This window comes from Pseudomonas danubii (assembly GCF_042980055.1).
Lineage (GTDB): Bacteria > Pseudomonadota > Gammaproteobacteria > Pseudomonadales > Pseudomonadaceae > Aquipseudomonas > Aquipseudomonas danubii.
In genome coordinates, this window is the sequence record NZ_CP116502.1 from 4,195,297 (window position 1) to 4,211,078 (window position 15,782).

At 63.6% G+C, this 15,782-nt stretch carries 16 protein-coding genes and 1 pseudogene; 6 read left to right on the forward strand and 11 right to left on the reverse strand.

Going from position 1 to position 15,782, the window contains the following annotated elements:
- Nucleotides 1-85 precede the first annotated feature (85 nt).
- The gene (locus PFZ56_RS19455; RefSeq protein WP_102879650.1) at nt 86-1,444 is read left to right on the forward strand and encodes an HD domain-containing phosphohydrolase; all 1,359 of its coding nucleotides are present in this window, start codon (nt 86-88) and stop codon (nt 1,442-1,444) included.
- Nucleotides 1,445-1,691: 247 nt separating this feature from the next.
- Nucleotides 1,692-2,348 (forward strand): ribonuclease T2, encoded by a 657-nt coding sequence (locus PFZ56_RS19460; protein WP_102879649.1) that lies wholly within the window; start codon nt 1,692-1,694, stop codon nt 2,346-2,348.
- A 190-nt stretch (nt 2,349-2,538) separates the two neighbouring features.
- On the opposite strand, the gene dapA is transcribed toward PFZ56_RS19460, so the two are convergent.
- From dapA to PFZ56_RS19490, 6 genes are all read right to left on the reverse strand, one after another.
- The gene (gene dapA / locus PFZ56_RS19465) at nt 2,539-3,402 is read right to left on the reverse strand and encodes a 4-hydroxy-tetrahydrodipicolinate synthase (RefSeq protein WP_110595549.1); all 864 of its coding nucleotides are present in this window, start codon (nt 3,400-3,402) and stop codon (nt 2,539-2,541) included.
- A gap of 352 nt (nt 3,403-3,754) precedes the next feature.
- The gene (locus PFZ56_RS19470) at nt 3,755-4,474 is read right to left on the reverse strand and encodes an anti-sigma factor domain-containing protein (RefSeq protein WP_102879647.1); all 720 of its coding nucleotides are present in this window, start codon (nt 4,472-4,474) and stop codon (nt 3,755-3,757) included.
- A complete protein-coding gene (locus PFZ56_RS19475; RefSeq protein ID WP_394304414.1) occupies nt 4,471-5,028 on the reverse strand; it encodes a sigma-70 family RNA polymerase sigma factor in 558 nt (185 codons plus the stop codon). The genes PFZ56_RS19470 and PFZ56_RS19475 overlap by 4 nt, the downstream gene beginning before the upstream one ends.
- 107 nt (nt 5,029-5,135) lie before the next feature.
- Entirely contained in the window at nt 5,136-5,675 is a 540-nt protein-coding gene (locus PFZ56_RS19480; RefSeq protein ID WP_102864566.1) for a DUF3455 domain-containing protein, read from the reverse strand.
- 113 nt (nt 5,676-5,788) lie between these two features.
- Nucleotides 5,789-6,334, reverse strand: a complete 546-nt coding sequence (locus PFZ56_RS19485) for a GNAT family N-acetyltransferase (RefSeq protein WP_110595552.1) — start codon at nt 6,332-6,334, stop codon at nt 5,789-5,791.
- A gap of 184 nt (nt 6,335-6,518) precedes the next feature.
- Entirely contained in the window at nt 6,519-6,992 is a 474-nt protein-coding gene (locus PFZ56_RS19490) for a GNAT family N-acetyltransferase (RefSeq protein WP_102864568.1), read from the reverse strand.
- Nucleotides 6,993-7,460: 468 nt separating this feature from the next.
- Here PFZ56_RS19490 and PFZ56_RS19495 point away from each other — a divergent pair, with 468 nt between their 5' ends.
- The 4 genes and pseudogenes from PFZ56_RS19495 to PFZ56_RS19510 all read left to right on the forward strand — a co-directional run bounded on the left by PFZ56_RS19495 (nt 7,461) and on the right by PFZ56_RS19510 (nt 10,305).
- On the forward strand, nt 7,461-9,026 hold the full coding sequence (locus PFZ56_RS19495) for a PAS domain-containing methyl-accepting chemotaxis protein (RefSeq protein ID WP_110595553.1): 1,566 nt from the start codon (nt 7,461-7,463) through the stop codon (nt 9,024-9,026).
- Between the two features lie 68 nt (nt 9,027-9,094).
- Nucleotides 9,095-9,178: pseudogene (locus PFZ56_RS19500) on the forward strand (hypothetical protein); the annotation flags it as partial.
- Nucleotides 9,179-9,304: 126 nt separating this feature from the next.
- The gene (locus PFZ56_RS19505) at nt 9,305-9,628 is read left to right on the forward strand and encodes a DUF6388 family protein (RefSeq protein ID WP_146232629.1); all 324 of its coding nucleotides are present in this window, start codon (nt 9,305-9,307) and stop codon (nt 9,626-9,628) included.
- 92 nt (nt 9,629-9,720) lie between these two features.
- Entirely contained in the window at nt 9,721-10,305 is a 585-nt protein-coding gene (locus PFZ56_RS19510; protein ID WP_102879640.1) for a LysE family translocator, read from the forward strand.
- On the opposite strand, the gene PFZ56_RS19515 is transcribed toward PFZ56_RS19510, so the two are convergent.
- The 5 genes from PFZ56_RS19515 to PFZ56_RS19535 all read right to left on the reverse strand — a co-directional run bounded on the left by PFZ56_RS19515 (nt 10,302) and on the right by PFZ56_RS19535 (nt 15,523).
- Complete coding sequence (locus tag PFZ56_RS19515; RefSeq protein ID WP_170002473.1) at nt 10,302-11,135, reverse strand: AraC family transcriptional regulator; 834 nt, start codon at nt 11,133-11,135, stop codon at nt 10,302-10,304. The two genes, PFZ56_RS19510 and PFZ56_RS19515, sit on opposite strands and share 4 nt — an antisense overlap.
- Nucleotides 11,136-11,172: 37 nt before the next feature.
- Nucleotides 11,173-11,337 (reverse strand): hypothetical protein, encoded by a 165-nt coding sequence (locus tag PFZ56_RS19520; RefSeq protein WP_372342517.1) that lies wholly within the window; start codon nt 11,335-11,337, stop codon nt 11,173-11,175.
- Nucleotides 11,338-11,425: 88 nt separating this feature from the next.
- Nucleotides 11,426-13,906: a TonB-dependent receptor gene (locus tag PFZ56_RS19525; protein ID WP_170002471.1), complete on the reverse strand. Its 2,481-nt coding sequence runs from the start codon at nt 13,904-13,906 to the stop codon at nt 11,426-11,428.
- A 99-nt stretch (nt 13,907-14,005) separates the two neighbouring features.
- Nucleotides 14,006-14,983, reverse strand: a complete 978-nt coding sequence (locus tag PFZ56_RS19530; RefSeq protein ID WP_170002469.1) for a FecR domain-containing protein — start codon at nt 14,981-14,983, stop codon at nt 14,006-14,008.
- Nucleotides 14,984-14,989: 6 nt separating this feature from the next.
- The gene (locus PFZ56_RS19535) at nt 14,990-15,523 is read right to left on the reverse strand and encodes a sigma-70 family RNA polymerase sigma factor (protein ID WP_102879636.1); all 534 of its coding nucleotides are present in this window, start codon (nt 15,521-15,523) and stop codon (nt 14,990-14,992) included.
- Nucleotides 15,524-15,782 lie beyond the last annotated feature (259 nt).

Below are 15,782 nucleotides of genomic sequence, written 5' to 3' on the forward strand. Positions count from 1 at the left end.
CTAGGATTGTCTGGGCTGTAGCGCCGCTGGGCGCTGGCCGGGCGGAGCTGTCCGGGGAACGAGATGCAGGACAGGGGGACCCACCATGGAAGAGTTGCAGCCCACCGAACCAGGACAGCGTCCAAGCCTGTTGCTGGTGGATGACGAAGAATCGATCCTCAACAGCCTGCGGCGCCTGCTACGCAGCCAGCCCTATGAAGTGCTGCTGGCCGACAGCGGTGCCAGGGCCCTGGAAATCCTGGCCCAGCGTCCGGTTGACCTGGTGATGAGCGATGCGCGCATGCCCGACATGGACGGCGCCACCCTGCTGGCCCGGGTGCGCGAGGGCTACCCGGCCACCCGCAGGATTCTGCTCACCGGCTACGCCGACCTGAGCACCATCGTCAAGGCCGTCAACGAAGGGCAGATCCACCAGTACCTGAGCAAACCCTGGAACGACGAAGAGCTGCTGCTGATCCTGCGCCAGACCCTGGAATACCAGCACGCCGAGCGCGAGCTCAAGCGCCTGCAGCAACTGGTGCTGGAGCAGAACCGCCAGCTCAAGGTGAGCAACGCCGAACTGGAAAAGCGCGTGGCGTCCCGGACCGCCGAGCTGCAACAGACCGCCGACATGCTGGACCTGGCCTATGAAGAGCTCAAGCACAGCTATGTGACCGGCACTGAGGTGTTCTCGCTGCTGGCCAACCTGCGCCTGCCGGCGGACAAGCAGACCAACCGCAAGATCATCGAACTGGTGCGCGCCTGTTGTGCAAGCTATGGCCTGGACGAAACCGCCAGCCGTGACCTGACCATGGCCGCCGCCTTGTACAACATCGGCAAGCTGAGCTGGAGCGATGCCATGCTGGCCGCTCCGGCGGAGCTGTTGCGGCACGCCGATCAGGAGCGCTATCGGGCCTATCCCTCCCAGAGCGAGTCGCTGCTGATGACGCTGGAGCCGATGCAGGATGCAGCGCGGCTGATCCTCCATCATCAGGAACGCTGGGATGGCAGCGGCTTTCCCCAGCATCTGCGGGGCGAGGCGATTCCCTGGGGCGCCCGGCTGCTGAAGCTGGTGGTGGACTTCATCGAGTTGCAGTGCGGGTTGATTTTGGAGCGGCGGATGAACAGCGACGAGGCTTTGCTGTTCATTCGCAAGTACGCCGGCCGTCTGTATGACCCGAACATGGTGGAAGGCTTTGTTCGGGTCTGTGCTGCCTACCTCAATGACGTGACCGTCGATGATCCGACGGTCCGGGTGCTGGGCACCCGTGATCTGCAGGCGGGGATGGTCCTGCGGCGCAACCTCAATGCCGACAACGGCATGCTGCTGCTCAATGCCGGCAAGGTGATCAGCGAGCCGCTGGTCCAGAAGCTGATTGCTTTTGAAGCCATGGAAGGGGGGCACTACAGCATTTTTGTCAGCGTGCCTGAAGCCCCAGGGCCGTCTCTGGACATCGGGCACTGATCGCCGCTCTTGATCTGTGCCCGGTTGTTCCGTCATCTTTCGCACCGCGCGCCGCCCCAGGCCCTGGCGCAGTGTCCCGCTGGCGCCTCGGCCGACGCTCGCTCGGCGTGACCGGCTTTGCCGGGGCACGGCGCGGCGAATGTCATGTTCCTGCAACCCCGGCATGCCAAGAAAGTGAAGCTGTGTGCCTGCAGCTGCACCCCGATGGCGTGGCCAGGACAATCCGATATCCCTAGGAGAGGTAACGATGAGAAAGTTTTTTGCCCTGATGGCAGCCCTGGTGCTGACCCTGGGGATGGTGGGCATCAGCGACGCACGTCAGCCCAAACAGCAGCGCGAGTCGGTGGCGGGAGCTTTTGACTACTACCTGCTGGCTTTGTCCTGGTCACCGACCTTTTGCCTGATGCATCCGGAGAACGAACAGTGCTCGGGCAAGGGCTATGGGTTTGTCCTCCACGGTCTGTGGCCGCAATACGCCAAGGGCGGCTGGCCCCAGTCCTGCCCACCCTTGACCCCGCTGACGCAGGATGAGCGGGCCAAGGGACTGACCCTGTTTCCCACCGCCAAACTGATGAACCACGAATGGACCAAGCACGGCACCTGCAGTGGCCTGGGGGGCATGGGTTACCTGGATGCGACGGACAAGGCCCTGGCGACGGTGCAGATACCGCAAGCGCTGCAGCCTTCGACCGCGGTGCGTTACTTTGAAGCCACGCAGATTGCCCAGCAGTTTCGCCAGAGCAACCCGGGGATCGCCGAAAACGGCATCGCCATTCTCTGCAGCGGCCCCGAGCTTTCCGAAGTCCGGGTCTGCCTGACCAAGGACCTGGACTTTGGCGCGTGCGGCAAAGGCGTGAAAAACCAGTGCCGCGCCGGCCAGATCCGTATCCCGCCGATCCGCTGAAAGCGTCCGCGCGCCGCGCTGATCGGCGCCGACGGGGCATCGAGACTGTCGTGCCCCCACTTCTGTAGGAGCCGGCTTGCCGGCGAAGAGGTCCTCGAACTTTGCACCGGGCTTGAGGACGCTTTCGCTGGCACGCCAGCTCCTACGGGCCACAGGCACGTCAATTCCGATGCTCCGTAGGACAAGCCCTTCAGGGCAGGTCGGCCAACAGGTTTTGCAGGTGTACGGCGGTGGCGGCGCTGCAATCCTGCATCGGTGCCCGCAGGTGTGGCTCGATCAGCCCCTGATGGGCCAGCAAGGCTTTCACGGGGGCCGGGTTGGGTTCGGCGAACAGCGCCTGAATCAGCGGCACCAGTTGCCGGAAGGTGGTCCGCGCCGCATCCAGCTGCTGGTCCCGCACCTGGCGCTGCAACTGCACGAACAACTCCGGACGAATGTGCGCCGCAGCCGCGATGGCTCCGCTGGCCCCCAGGCACAGGGCGCTGAACAGTTGCAGGTCTTCACCGCACAACACCTCTACCGCGCCACTGGCCAGCAGCGCCAGGGTCTTGTCCAGGTTGCCGCCACAGTCCTTGACCGCTGCAATCCGCGGATGACGCACGATGTTGAGCAGGGTGTCCTTGTCCAGGTTGACCCCGGTGCGATAGGGAATGTCGTAGACGATCAGCGGCACGCTGGAGGCATCGGCGACGCTGTGGAAGAAGCTTTCCAGGGCCGCCTGGGAGGGGCGGATGTAATAGGGCGCAGGCACCAGCAGGGCCGCCACCGGGCGCTTGAGGATTTCCGTTTGCAGGCTCAGCAGCGATTTCAGGTTGTTGCCTGCCAGGCCCATGATGACTCGCCCGGCAGGGGCCTGTTCGAGCACGGCGTCGAGTACCGCCAGTTGTTCGTCCTTGTCCAGGGCCGCGGCTTCGCCGGTGGTGCCGCAGACCACCAGCCCGGCCACGCCGCTTTCCAGCAGATGGGCGCTCAGGCGCCGCAGGGCGGCAAAGTCGATGGCGCCATTGTGAAAGGGCGTGACGATGGGGACCCAGATTCCTTGAAACGATGACATGCGTGTTCTCCTGATGGTTGACCGTCGGGTCGTCGTCAGAAGAGTAGAAGGGCGTTAAGCAGGGGGCGGGTGTCCGTAGCGCTTGATGTCCTGTCAGCTCATCTGACGGGACACAGCGCCCCGGTCACATGAGCGACTGTTTCTTCGATTTAGAGTTGCAAGCCACCCAGGCTCCGGCCTTGGCCAGCAGGCCAATGGCGCGAGAATCGAGGGTAAGGGCTTGGGACATGGCTGGGGCAGACTCTGAAATCAGGCGCACAGTTTTAAAAGCCGGCGCGGGGTTTGTCAATCCTCGAACAGGGCTCGGTTGATTGGCTGCTGCCACGCCGGGTCAAGGCGGGTTCTGCGCGGGTCACAGGGTCTTGACGGCGCGGCCGATGAACTGCACGGGGCCGGTAGGCCTGCCAACCGCCGAGCCTTGGCGATCTTCCAGGGTCAGTTCGAACAATTGATTGGTTTGCAGGGGTGGCAGGTGATCAAGCGGCACACGCAACGGCTGGCCGGGCTTGACCAGCCCAAGAGACACCGGGCCCTTCCAGTCGTCGGCCTTGGTCCAGAACTCCAGGGCCTTGTCCGCCGGAACCTCGATGCTGCCCAGTGGAATCAACTGCAACTCCCGGGTGTCATTGGCTTGCACCACCCAGCCGGGTGATTTGTCCTGAGGGGCTACCAGCACCACCAGGTAACTGGGAGGGGCATCGGGGCGCAGCATCAGCAGGCTGGCCAACAGGACACTGGCGGCCAGGCCGGCAGCGGCCAATCCGCGCCACAACGCCAGAGGGTTGAAGCGCCTGGCGCTACTTGCGGCCGAGACCGGGTCAGGTTCAGCCAGTTGCTCCAGGCTGCGTTCTATACGCCGCCAAAGCCAGGGCGACGGCGTGACGGGAGCGGCCAAAGCGGTGAGGGGATGCAGGCGCTGTTCCCAGCTTTGCACGGCGCTACGCAGGGCGGGGTCATGGGGCAGGCGCTGTTCGAGCAGGCGACGTTGTTCGGCGTCCAGGGTGCCCAGGACATATTCACTGGCCAGGGCCTGGAGCGTGGGATCGCTGTCGTCCCGTTGACCGATATTCATCCCAGGCACTCCCGTAAAGCACTGAGACTGCGCTTGATCCAGGCTTTGACCGTCCCCAGCGGGGTGGTCGCTCTGGCGGCAATCTCCATGTGTGAATAGCCGTCCAGATAGGCCAGCAGGAGACACTCGCGGCGCTGTGAGGGCAGTTGCCCCAGGCAATGCTGAAGACGTCCGGCATCAGCCAGCACGGTGATCGCCTCTGTGTTCATGGCCAGCCCGTCAAGGGTGTCCAGGTGGTCTGCATAAGGTTCTTCAATAGGCACCTCACGGCCATGGCGGCGCAGGAAATTCAGCGCCAGATGCCGGGTGATGCTGAACATCCAGCCGCGGGCACTGCCCCGTTCGGGGTCGAAACTGCTTGCGCCTTGCCAGATTCGGATAAAGGCGTCGTGCAGGATGTCTTCGGCCAGGGCCGTGTCGCGTACCAGGCGTTTGGCGACGCCGAGCAAACGCGGCCCTTCCTCGTGATAAAGGGCTTCCAGAGCCTGGCGCTCACCTCGGGCACAAGCGGCGATGCAGCCTGCGTGGTCAAACAGGGGTTCGGGTAGAGACAAGGGCATTTACCTGCGACAGATGACAGCCACCGCCACCCAAGCGGTGCAGTGGCTGTCAGCAGCGTAGACCAGTTGCCAATGCCTGGCCTTGCATCTTGGGTGGCGAATCAGCGGGCCGCCCAGAAGATGTAGTCCGCCTGGTACTTCACTGTTTCACGGGTGCCCTTGTTAGCAGCGGTGCACGCGCTGCTGGGGGCCACGCCACCCTTGAGGGCCACTCGCTGAATGTAACTGACGCCGCTCATCAGCCCCTTGCCTTCGGCCGGATTAGCCTTGACCAGCTGATAGGGCAGGTTGCCGGCGCTGGACGGCGCCACGGCGACCTGGGTCCCGGTGATCTTCGAACCGTCCTTGGCCTGCCAGGTGGCTGGTGGGCCGAAGTAGTCACCCAGCACCTTGCCGCTGCGATCGCTGAGCACCGCCTTGGGGCCGACGAAGACCCATTCGGTCTCGCCCGGTGCATTGGCCTTGTCCCGGCACTCGTAGGTGATTTCACCGGTGCCCACGGTTTCCAGGGCAACTTTGTGGCCCTCCGGCACCTTGATGCTGTCGGGCAATGCGCTCTGCGCCTGGGCCACAGGCAGGGCGCCCAGGCAGGCGATGGTCAAGGTTGCGCTGAGGCAGAGAAGACGTTGTTTGGCGTGCATGGTGGCTCTCCATTGGGGATCGGTTCGGCAGTTTTCAGGACTGCTATGGGTACTACCCCTGAGCGACGTATCTGGATGCAGCGCCGAGAAAAAATATTCAGCGCAGCGGCATATCACCCGCTGCGGGTCATCCGGTGATCCTGGGCGTTGAGCCGGTAGAGCAGGCTCGGTGGCTGCCCGGGAAAGTCCTCCAGCTCGCCGTCCAGCGTCATCCCCAGGCGTTCCAGGGCCCGCCTCGACGGCAGGTTGTCGGGCCGCACCAGGCCGGTGACCCGGGGCGCCAGCAGTTCGCCGAAGGCCAGTTGCAGGGCCGCCTGGGCCATCTCGTTGGCGAAACCCTGGCCCCAGGCTTCGGGGGTGAAGCGAAAGTACAGGTTCAGCCCGGCCTCCTGCCCGAAGTGCGCCCGCATGAGTCCGCCAAAGCCGATGATCTGTTGCGGTGCGTCCAGCCGGGCGATTGCCCAGTAGCCAAAGCCGTACTGCTGCCAATGGGCAATCCAGCTGTGCAGCCGGTCGCTGGTGGCTTCGGCGCTGTCGGGGCCGCAGGGGTTGAAGCGGTGGGTCTGCGGGTCGCCGTGGATGGCGCAGGCCTGCGGTAGGTCGTCCAGGGTCGGTGGACGTAACAGCAGGCGTGTGGTGCGGGTGATGGACGACAACATGGACGAGGCTCTTTGCTTCAGATGAGATGGAGCGCCAGGTGGCAGGTGGTGGTCAGGCCTGTGCGGGTGGCCCCGGAGAAGGTAGGTGATCACCCCGGACTTTTCCATTGTCGTCAGGGCGCGCTGGTTGAAGCCGCGAGCAGGGCCCAGCCTGCGCAACGAACCGCTTGCCGCCGCTGCGGCGTCAGCCTGGCCAACGGTACAGGCTGGCGGGATAGCCCTGGGCGATGATCGGTGTCGGGGTTTGCCCCGGCAGCATGGCCTGCCAGAAATCCCGGGCGGGCAGGTTGGCGCTGAAGTGCATCACCTGCCAGGGCCCCTTGTAGTGCTCGAACAGTTGTTGCGTCACCTGCCGGCCGACGCCCAGGCGGCGCAGCCGTCGAGCGATGAACAGGTAGCCGAGGTTGTATCGCGCATCGCTGTCGCAGCGTTGCTGGTCGACGACGGCAAAGCCGGTCAGTTCCCCCGCCACCAGGATCAGCCAGGGATGGGTGGCCGGGTGGCGCCAGTAGTCGTCCAGGGCCTGGATGGCGTACAGCCCCTGGGCGGCGAATTTGAGTGGCAGCCACTGACTGAGCTCATAGAGATAGAACTGCATGAGGTTTTCCAGGCAGGGCCAGTCGTCGCGAGCGGCCGGGCGCAGTTCAAGATGGTCCATCAAGGGCGACTCCAGCCCCGATCGGTCCGAGGCGCAACGGGTGGTGGTGAAAAATGGGCGGTGGTTAAAGGGAATCTGCCACTGATCAATGCGCGCGTGGAGGTTTCGACGAGTTTGTTTTTCATAGGCGGAAGATGGAGTTTGCAGCGGCACTGGGTATTTTGGAAATAATGCTTCTCAATAATTAGAAAGTTAGCTTCCTATGTTTGGGGCGAATATTGATGTACATCACAAAAGTCTTTAATTCGGCGCGTTCAAGTGGGGTGGCGTGATGAATTTTTCGCACTCTGATCAATGCTCGAACCTAGACTTAAGTCGACTGGATCGATAGTGGCCATTTGCAATAATTGACTTGGCTCTGGAAAGTTCTGCGGGCAAGCAGAGGAAGTCTTCAGGTCATCGCAGGATGCGGAAGTTGTTGTTTGATAGTGAATGGCAATTGAATACTTTCCTGCGAGGCATTTCAGAATGAGAAACAATCTTCCTGTGACCCAGCGCGAGCTGGTGTTTCCTGCGGAACAGCGGCTGATTTCCGCCACTGATGTTCACGGCAAGATCACTTACTGCAATGACGAGTTTGTCGCGGTCAGTGGTTTCAGTCGGGAAGAGCTGATCGGCAGCCCGCACAATATCGTGCGCCATCCGGACATGCCCGAAGCGGTGTTCGCGCACATGTGGTCCTACCTCAAGGACGGCAAGAGCTGGATGGGCATCGTCAAGAATCGCAGCAACAACGGCGATCACTACTGGGTCAACGCCTATGTCACGCCCATTTTCAGCAAGGGCGTGATCGCCGGCTACGAGTCGGTGCGGGTCAAGCCCGAACGTGAACAGGTAGAGCGCGCCAGCGCCCTGTATCAACGCATGCGCAGCGACAACCTGGCCTTGCCCTGGAGCTACCGGGTGGCCAGCGTTTGCGGCTTTGCCTTGCCGCCGCTGCTGGCCCTGGCGGCCACGGCCGGGGCCTACTGGCTGGGTGGCCCCTGGGCTGCGCTGGGGGCGGCGGTTCCCGGTTATTTCGCGGTCCAGGGTTATGCCTTCTATCGCGCGCGGCAGATGTTGCAACGCATCAGTTCGGTGTCCCTGGGCAGCTTCGACAGCGAGCTGATCGCGCGCACCTACACCGACGAACACGGCCCGGTCGCACAGTTGCAGATGATCCTGATCAGCGAATCGGCGAAAATCCGCACCGCCCTCAGCCGGCTTGGCGACTACGCCAATCAGGCGGCGTCCCTGGCCTCTACCAGCCAGAGCCTGTCCAAGCAGGCGGAAACGGCCCTGGGCAAACAGCGCGATGAAGCGGACATGGCCGCCACAGCCATGAACCAGATGGCCTCGTCGATTTCCGAAGTCTCGGTGCATATCCACGACACCGCCTCGGCCGCCGATCAGGTCAACAACCTGACCCAGGTAGGTTCCCAGGAAGCCCAGAAAACCCGGGTGGTGATCGAGAAGCTGGCGGACACCGTGGATGCGGTCAGCCATTCTGTGGAAGGCCTGGCCGAGGAAACCCAGTCCATCCAGCAGGCGGCGAACATGATCCGTTCCATTGCGGAACAGACCAATCTGCTGGCCCTCAATGCGGCGATCGAGGCAGCCCGTGCCGGCGAGCAGGGCCGTGGTTTTGCGGTGGTGGCCGACGAGGTGCGGGCCCTGGCCTCCAAGACCCGGGAGTCCACCCAGAGCATCCAGCGCATCATCATCACCTTGCAGGAAGTAGCCAGCCAGGCAGTGGAGGTGGCCCGCCAGGGCAGCATCGAGGCGCGTTCCGGGGTGGCCCAGGTGATCAGTACCCAGGAAGCCCTGAATGGCATCAACTCGGCGGTGGAGCGCATTCACCAGATGAGTCAGCAAATGGCCGCCGCGTCTGAGCAGCAAGCCCATGTGGCCGAGGAAATATCCGAGCAGATCACCAATATTGCCCGGGTCTCGGACCAGAACGCCGACATCGCCGTGCACTCCTCTTCAGTAGGCGGTGATCTGGAAACTACCGCTCATGAACTTAATGCCTTGGTGACCCGTTTCAACAATTGATCGCCAACGGCAATCAGAAACTTTTGTTAATCGCCAATTGATCAAGTTGATCAGGGCAGGGGGTTCGTATGTCCAGAGTGATGGAAACGGTAAACAGCCGTACTCAGTTGTCAGGGCAGAATCGTCTGGAACTATTATTATTTCGTTTTAATTAGTTGCAGTTGTATGGCATCAACCTGTTAAAAGTTAGGCTCTGTCCGAACAGTTTTGAGACGAAGGTCAGGGGCAGAGCGTCAATGCCCGACATTGATTACTTGATTGAAGTGAGAGCCACGCAAATGTCTGAGCTCAGTTATCAGCAAGCCTTGATGCTGTACCTCTCTGAACGTCCGGAGCTCGTTGCCCGGCTGGGGCTCGGGCGGCCCTCGGGCCACTGCTGGCAGCCCGGGGACTTGAGCGATTGGCAGCTCCAGCAGGCCGGTCTCCTGTTTGACGAAGAAGCCCAGCTGCGTGGCATCGGCACCTGGGAGTTGGCCCTGTCGTTCGTTGCTCGAACGCCCCAGGAACTGAGCCAGATGACCCTCCACGCGCATCGGGAAATCGCCGAGATGGTGGACATGGAGTGGGAGCAGTACTGCGCGCTGAATCATTTGCAGCACTAGCAGAGCCTGAGGGCAATTTTCTTCAATACCGGCTGGGTGCCTTGGCCTAACTTGTCCCGCAGTTGTTCCGACCAAGACAAGAGAGGCAAGCAATGAGCGTAGTGTTTTCCATGGCGGCCTTTGCCCTGGCCGCTTCTATCACCCCGGGGCCGGTGAACATCGTGGCCCTGGGCAGTGGCGCACGGTTCGGCTTCAGGGCCAGTTTGCGCCACGTGGCCGGGGCCACCCTGGGGTTTGTCCTGTTGCTGGTGCTGATTGGCCTGGGGTTGCACGAACTGCTGCGCCAGTGGCCGCTGCTGACCCAGGGCATTCGCCTGTTCGGCGTGGCCTTCCTGTTGTACATGGCCTGGAAGCTGGCCCGGGACGATGGTCGCCTGGATGCCGACGCTGCGGCCCGGGCGCCGTCGGCCTGGTACGGCGCGCTGATGCAGTGGCTCAATCCCAAGGCCTGGCTGGCCTGCGTGGCCGGGATGGGCGCTTTTGCCGCCGACGGGGACGTGGGCCTGGTGTGGTTGTTCGCCGGGTTGTATTTGCTGATCTGCTACCTGTCGATTGCCTGCTGGGCCTATGCCGGCAGTTGCTTGCGGCACTACCTGAGCAACCCGGCGCAGATGCGTCTGTTCAACCGCTGCATGGCCGCGTTGCTGGCTGTCAGTGCGGCCTATCTGTGGGTCTAGCGTTGGCCGCGGTATTGACCGGGAGTGGCCGCCAGATGCTGTTTGAAGGCCCGCTGGAAATGCGCCTGATCGGCAAAGCCGGCCTCCAGTGCCACCTCGGCGATGGGCGCGCCGCTGCGCAGGCGAGCCTGGGCAAACTGCACCCGCTGGTTGACCAGGAAGGCGTGGGGCGGCATGCCGAATTGCTGCTTGAAGGCGCGGATCAGGTAGGACGGGGAAAGCTCGGCGACCCGGCAGATATCGTCCAGTCCCAGCGTTTCGGTGCAGTGCTGACGGATGTACTGCGCCGCTTGCAGCAGCTTTTCATTACTGACCCGTGGCGGCTGCTCGGCGGGGTTCAGGCGTTGCTGCAAGTCGCTGAAGAAGATCACCGCGCAGCTGTGCTTGTGCAGGGGCTCGGCGTCGGGGTCCACCAGGGTCCGGTACAACTGCTCAAATTCGGCGAAGAGCTGGGGGTCCTGGCTGTGGGTCGTGCTGAAGGGACGAAAGTCCAGCTCCGGGCTGAAGCCCAGTTCGTGCTGCAGGGCGGTGAGCCAGGGTGTATCGACGTACAGCATGCGATAGGACCAGGGCTGGTCGTCGATGGGGTTGCAGGCATGCACCACCCCGGGGTTCATCAGCACCACGGTGCCGGCGCTGACCCGCCAGCGGGATTGCCCGCTGAGGTAGGTGCTCTGGCCGGCGGTGATACTGCCGATGGAGAACTGTTCATGGGCGTGGCGGCTGTAGCAGACCTTGCGGCCATCGGCGATGGCGCGGGCCTCGATGAACGGCAAGGCCGGATCGCGCCAGAACTGCGGCGCCTGGTCGGGGGGCAGGGCAGGTTTCATCCTGAAGGTTCCATCAGCGGGAGCTGACGCGAGTGTATTAGCTCTTGCCGTCAAAGGCCCGTTGCAGTTGGTCGATATCGATTTTTTTCATCCCCAGCAGGGCCTGCATCACCCGTTGCGAGCGGCTTGGGTCGGGGGCGCACATCATCTGCGCCTTGTAGTCGAACCACAGGCAGGGGGTGATGGTTTGAATGCGCTGCATGGTGCCGGTCCTCTGCGGGTTGATCACGCTGGAACGTAGTCAACCCGGCACAGGGGCGGGCACCACAGATCGGCTGCCGGGCGCGGCCTCAGAAGTCCCAGCGGGTGGTCAGTTGCAGGCTGCGGGGTTCACCGTAGAAACCGGTGCCGAAGTTGCCCAGGCCCGTGTAGTACTGCTTGTCGAACAGGTTCTTCACATTCAGGGTCGAGCTCAGGTGCGAGTTGAACTGGTAGCGGGCCATGGCATCCACCAGGTAGTAGCTGTCTTGGGTGATGCGTGAATCGTGTCCGCCATTGACCGGATCGTTGGGATCGGGCTGGAACACCTTGCCGAAGAAATCGCTCTGCCAGTTGACCCCGCCCCCTAGCGTCAGGCGCTCCCAGGCCCCGGACAGGCGATACGTGGTGAACAGCCGGGCCACCTGTTGTGGCGCGGTGGTTTGCAGGACCGAGCCGTAGACATAGTCGTTGTTGGCGTCGCGGGTGTGGTTGTAGCTGTAGCCGGCGGACAGGTTCCAGCCTTCGCGCAGCTCGCCGGCCACCTCGACCTCGAAGCCTTTGGTGGTGGAACCCTCGATCGGCTTGTAGATGCCCTCGGTGCTCCAGCCGCTGACCAGTTGCGCGACGTTGTCCTGCTCGATGCGGAACACTGCGAAGCTGGCATTGACCCGGCCGTCCAGGTACTCGGCCTTGATCCCCGCCTCGTAGCTGTCGCCTTCCACCGGGTCGAGCAGTTTGCCGCTGACGTCCTTGCTCATCTGCGGCTGGTAGATGTTGGTGTAGCTGGTGTAGACCGAGTAGGTGTCATTCAGGTCATAGATCAGCCCGGCATAGGGGGTGACCACACCGGTTTGCTGATAGCGCAGGCGTACGTCGGCCCTGGTTGGATCGATGTAGTGGGTGTTATCGATGCCCTTGAAGTCGCTGACCCGGGTGCCGAGGATCACCGCCAGCTCGTCGGTGGGCTTGAGCCGGGTGGCCAGGTAGGCGCCGGTCTGGCGCTGGAGGATGTCGTTGTCGCCGATCTTCGGGATGTCCGGCTTGGCGAACTCGCCGCGCCACTGGTAAATGCTGCCGCCCACTGGCGGGTACACCGAGCCGTGGACCGGGATGTCCTGTTTGGCGTTCATCAGCATGAAACCGGCGATCAGCTCGTGCTCGCGGCCGAACAGGCTGAAGGGCCCATGCAGGTTGATGTCCAGGTTGTCCTGAATCTGCTCGCCCTTGAACTTGCCCATGTACATGAACATGCCGTCGCCGGTGGTCGGGTTCGGATTGCCGCCGCTGGCGGAGCCCAACAGGGTGTCGTGCTGGCGGCGCAGGCGGTCGTAGCTGACCTTCAGGGTCCAGTCATGGGCCAGTTGCTGTTCCAGGGAAGTGAACAGGGTCTGGTTGTTGAAGTCGCGGCGGCTCCAGTCGGTGGCCGGGTTGAACGAGCGCGAGAAGCGGGTGCGCGAACCGTCGCTGAAGTACATCGGGAAGCCGGTCCAGGTGGCGCCCCGGGAGCGGGTGTTCTGCTGGTCCAGGCCCACCGTCAGCAAGGTGTCCGGGGTCAGGTCGGCTTCGAGAATGCCGTAGGCGATGTCCTTGGTGTTCTGGTAGTGATCCAGGTACGAGCTGCGGTCCTGATAGACCCCGACAAAACGCCCGCGCAGGTTGCCGCTTTCGGTCAGCGGGCCTGAGATATCGCCTTCACTGCGGTAGTTGTCCCAGGAGCCGACGGTGCCGGTGACCGAGGCCTTGAACTCACGGGTCGGGCGTTTGCGGATCAGGTTGACGGTGGCCGACGGGTCGCCGGAGCCGGTCATCAGGCCGGTGGCGCCCTTGATGATCTCCACCCGGTCGAAGGTCGCCATGTCGGTGCTGGTGGTGCCGTAGTCGTAGACCCCGTCGTAGGTGGTGTTGACGCCGTCGTACTGGAAGTTGGTGATGGGCATGCCGCGGCTGGAGAACTCCCAGCGCTCGCTGTCGTAGTTCTGCACGCTGACCCCGGGGGCTCGGCGCAGGGTGTCGGCAATGCTGCTGGTGCCCTGGTCGTCCATCTGCTGGCGGGTGATCACGGTCACCGATTGCGGGGTTTCCCGCAGCGACAGGTTGAGGCCGGTGGCCGAGGCGCTGGCGCCGGTGGTGTAGAGGTGGCTGTCCTCGGTGACGGCGCCCAGGCCCTGCGCCGAGACCTGGGTGGTGCCCAGTTGCAGCGGGCCGCTGTGGGCCGGGAGAGCTTGCAGCACATAGCCGCCCCTGACGGCCTGGGCTTGCAGGCCGCTGCCTTGCAGCAGCTGTTGCAGGGCTTGCTCGACGCTGTAGCGGCCCCGCAGACCGGGACTCTGCTTGCCGGCGGCGAGGTCATTGTGGCCGGCGACAAAGACTGTGCTCTGTTCGGCGAAGCGATTGAGCACGGTGACCAGCGGGCCGGGGCCGATGTTGTAGGTCTGGCGCTGGCTGTCCGCTTGTTGGCTGGTGGGGTTTTCGGCGGCCTGGGCCCAGGGCGCGGGCAGGCACAGAAGGGCGCTGCACAGGGTCAGGGGACGCAGGGGCAGGCGCAGGCGGGGACGGCTGGGGGTTGGCATGAGGTTCCCTTGTGGATCGGTAATGTGAGAGCTGTTACCGGGTTAACCGAACCAGAAAGACAAAAGGGAACCGCAACCTGAAAAAAATTCACCGCGTGTTCAGGCCCTGGGTTCAAGGGTCACCCACCAGGAGGCCAGACGCTTGACGCGCACCGGCAGGGCAGCCTCCAGCAGCGCCAGGGCCTGGTCGGAGTCGTGCAGGGGAAAGGCCCCCATCACCGGCAGGCGGCCAATGGCCGGGTCACAGCCCAGGTGTCCCGGACGATAGCGTCCCAACTCATCGAGCAAGTGCTCCAGCGGCAGGTTGTCGGCCAGCAACAGGCCGCGGCTCCAGGCCTCGCGGGCCGCACTGGCGCCCAGCAGCGGGCCCAGTGCGCGGGCGTCGAAGGCCAGTTGCTGGCCGGCGTTGACCACCTGCACCTGGCCCCCTTCGGCGTTGCGTACTTGCACGGCTCCGGCGTAGACATTGAGCAGGGTACGTTGCCCGTCCCGGCGCACGCTGAAGCGAGTGCCCAGGGCCTGCAGCCGTCCATGTTCGGTGTCCACCAGGAAGGGGCGCTGCGGGTCCTTGGCGGTGTCGATGAGGATTTCTCCCTGGTGCAGCAGCAACAGCCGCTCCAGGGCGCTGTAGCGCACATCCAGCGCACTCAGGGCATTGAGCCAGAGGTGAGTGCCATCGCTGAGGCGGGCATCGCGCACTTCCCCGGTGCCGGTGGCGAAGTCCGCCCGCCAACGGCCCAGTGCCTGGGGCAGCGCTGTACCGCGCCAGGTGCCCCAGCCCAGGCCGATCAACAACAGGCCGCCGAGCACCTGGCGCCGTGCCAGCGCCGGGCGCCGGTCACCGCGCAAGGCCTGGCCGGCGGCTTGCTGGGCTGCGGCGTCCTGCAACGGCAGCAGGCGCTGGCTGACCCGCTGCACATAACCCCAGGCCTGGCGGTGTTCCGGGGTCTGCTCGAACCAGGCCTGCCAGTGACGACGCTGCTCGTCGCTGACGGCTTCGTCCTGGAGTTGCACGTACCAATGGGCGGCCTGTTGCAGGCTGGCGTGGCTCAACCGGTTGCTGGTGTGTTCGCTCATGGCGTTCTACTCCACCAGCAGGCCATCGAGTTCGGCCTCCAGCAGTGCGCAATGCACCAGGGCCTGGGCCAGGTATTTCTTCACCATGCGCTCGCAGACGCCCAGCTCGATGGCAATCTCTCTGTAGGGGCGCCCGTGCAGTTGCGCCAGGATAAAGGCCTCGCGTACCCGCTGGGGCAGGCGGCCGAGCATGGCGTCCACTTCGTGCAGGGTCTCGACGATGATCGCCCGTTGCTCCGGGGACGGTTGCACCGCCTGGGGCCGCGCCGCCAGGGCCTGGAGCCACGCCTGTTCCAGTTGCCGGCGGCGCCAGTGATCGATGCACAGGCCTCGGGCAATGGTGGCCAGATAGGAACGTTGCTGGACCTCGCCATCGAGCTGGGGTGGACGCTTGAGCACACGGACGAAGATCTCGTGGGCCAGGTCGGCGGCATCCCAGGCATGGTTCAGGCGCCGCCGCAGCAACTCGTAGAGCCAGCGGTGATGGGCGTCGTAGAGGTGGTGGACCACAGCGGGGCTGGCGGGTGGCGTCGAGGGCAAGGGCGTGGTCCGGTGACAGGCTGGGCTGTAAATGGGAATTGATCGCGATTAAAGCAAAAGCCCGAATGCCCTGCAAATGATATCGATTCGCCGTTGTGCGGCTGCCGATCAGGCCCGAACCTTGGAAAAAGACATCAAGTCTGGCGCCCGGGAGGCGATAAAACACTCAGGCCCCCTGTATTCAATGCTTGCTGGCAGGGGTTTCTTCAGTGGTATCGTCGCTTGCATCCGATTTTCACGGCTGGGCTGTGCAACCCGC

Excerpts from the sequence above, each read along its gene's own strand:
- PFZ56_RS19460 (WP_102879649.1), top strand. The coding sequence starts at position 1,692 with ATGAGAAAGTTTTTTGCCCTGATGGCAGCCCTGGTGCTGACCCTGGGG.
- PFZ56_RS19470 (WP_102879647.1), bottom strand. The coding sequence starts at position 4,474 with ATGAATATCGGTCAACGGGACGACAGCGATCCCACGCTCCAGGCCCTG.
- PFZ56_RS19525 (WP_170002471.1), bottom strand. The coding sequence starts at position 13,906 with ATGCCAACCCCCAGCCGTCCCCGCCTGCGCCTGCCCCTGCGTCCCCTG.
- PFZ56_RS19520 (WP_372342517.1), bottom strand. The coding sequence starts at position 11,337 with ATGCAGCGCATTCAAACCATCACCCCCTGCCTGTGGTTCGACTACAAG.
- PFZ56_RS19495 (WP_110595553.1), top strand. The coding sequence starts at position 7,461 with ATGAGAAACAATCTTCCTGTGACCCAGCGCGAGCTGGTGTTTCCTGCG.
- PFZ56_RS19480 (WP_102864566.1), bottom strand. The coding sequence starts at position 5,675 with ATGCACGCCAAACAACGTCTTCTCTGCCTCAGCGCAACCTTGACCATC.
- dapA (WP_110595549.1), bottom strand. The coding sequence starts at position 3,402 with ATGTCATCGTTTCAAGGAATCTGGGTCCCCATCGTCACGCCCTTTCAC.
- PFZ56_RS19510 (WP_102879640.1), top strand. The coding sequence starts at position 9,721 with ATGAGCGTAGTGTTTTCCATGGCGGCCTTTGCCCTGGCCGCTTCTATC.
- PFZ56_RS19490 (WP_102864568.1), bottom strand. The coding sequence starts at position 6,992 with ATGGACCATCTTGAACTGCGCCCGGCCGCTCGCGACGACTGGCCCTGC.
- PFZ56_RS19505 (WP_146232629.1), top strand. The coding sequence starts at position 9,305 with ATGTCTGAGCTCAGTTATCAGCAAGCCTTGATGCTGTACCTCTCTGAA.
- PFZ56_RS19455 (WP_102879650.1), top strand. The coding sequence starts at position 86 with ATGGAAGAGTTGCAGCCCACCGAACCAGGACAGCGTCCAAGCCTGTTG.
- PFZ56_RS19485 (WP_110595552.1), bottom strand. The coding sequence starts at position 6,334 with ATGTTGTCGTCCATCACCCGCACCACACGCCTGCTGTTACGTCCACCG.
- PFZ56_RS19530 (WP_170002469.1), bottom strand. The coding sequence starts at position 14,983 with ATGAGCGAACACACCAGCAACCGGTTGAGCCACGCCAGCCTGCAACAG.
- PFZ56_RS19515 (WP_170002473.1), bottom strand. The coding sequence starts at position 11,135 with ATGAAACCTGCCCTGCCCCCCGACCAGGCGCCGCAGTTCTGGCGCGAT.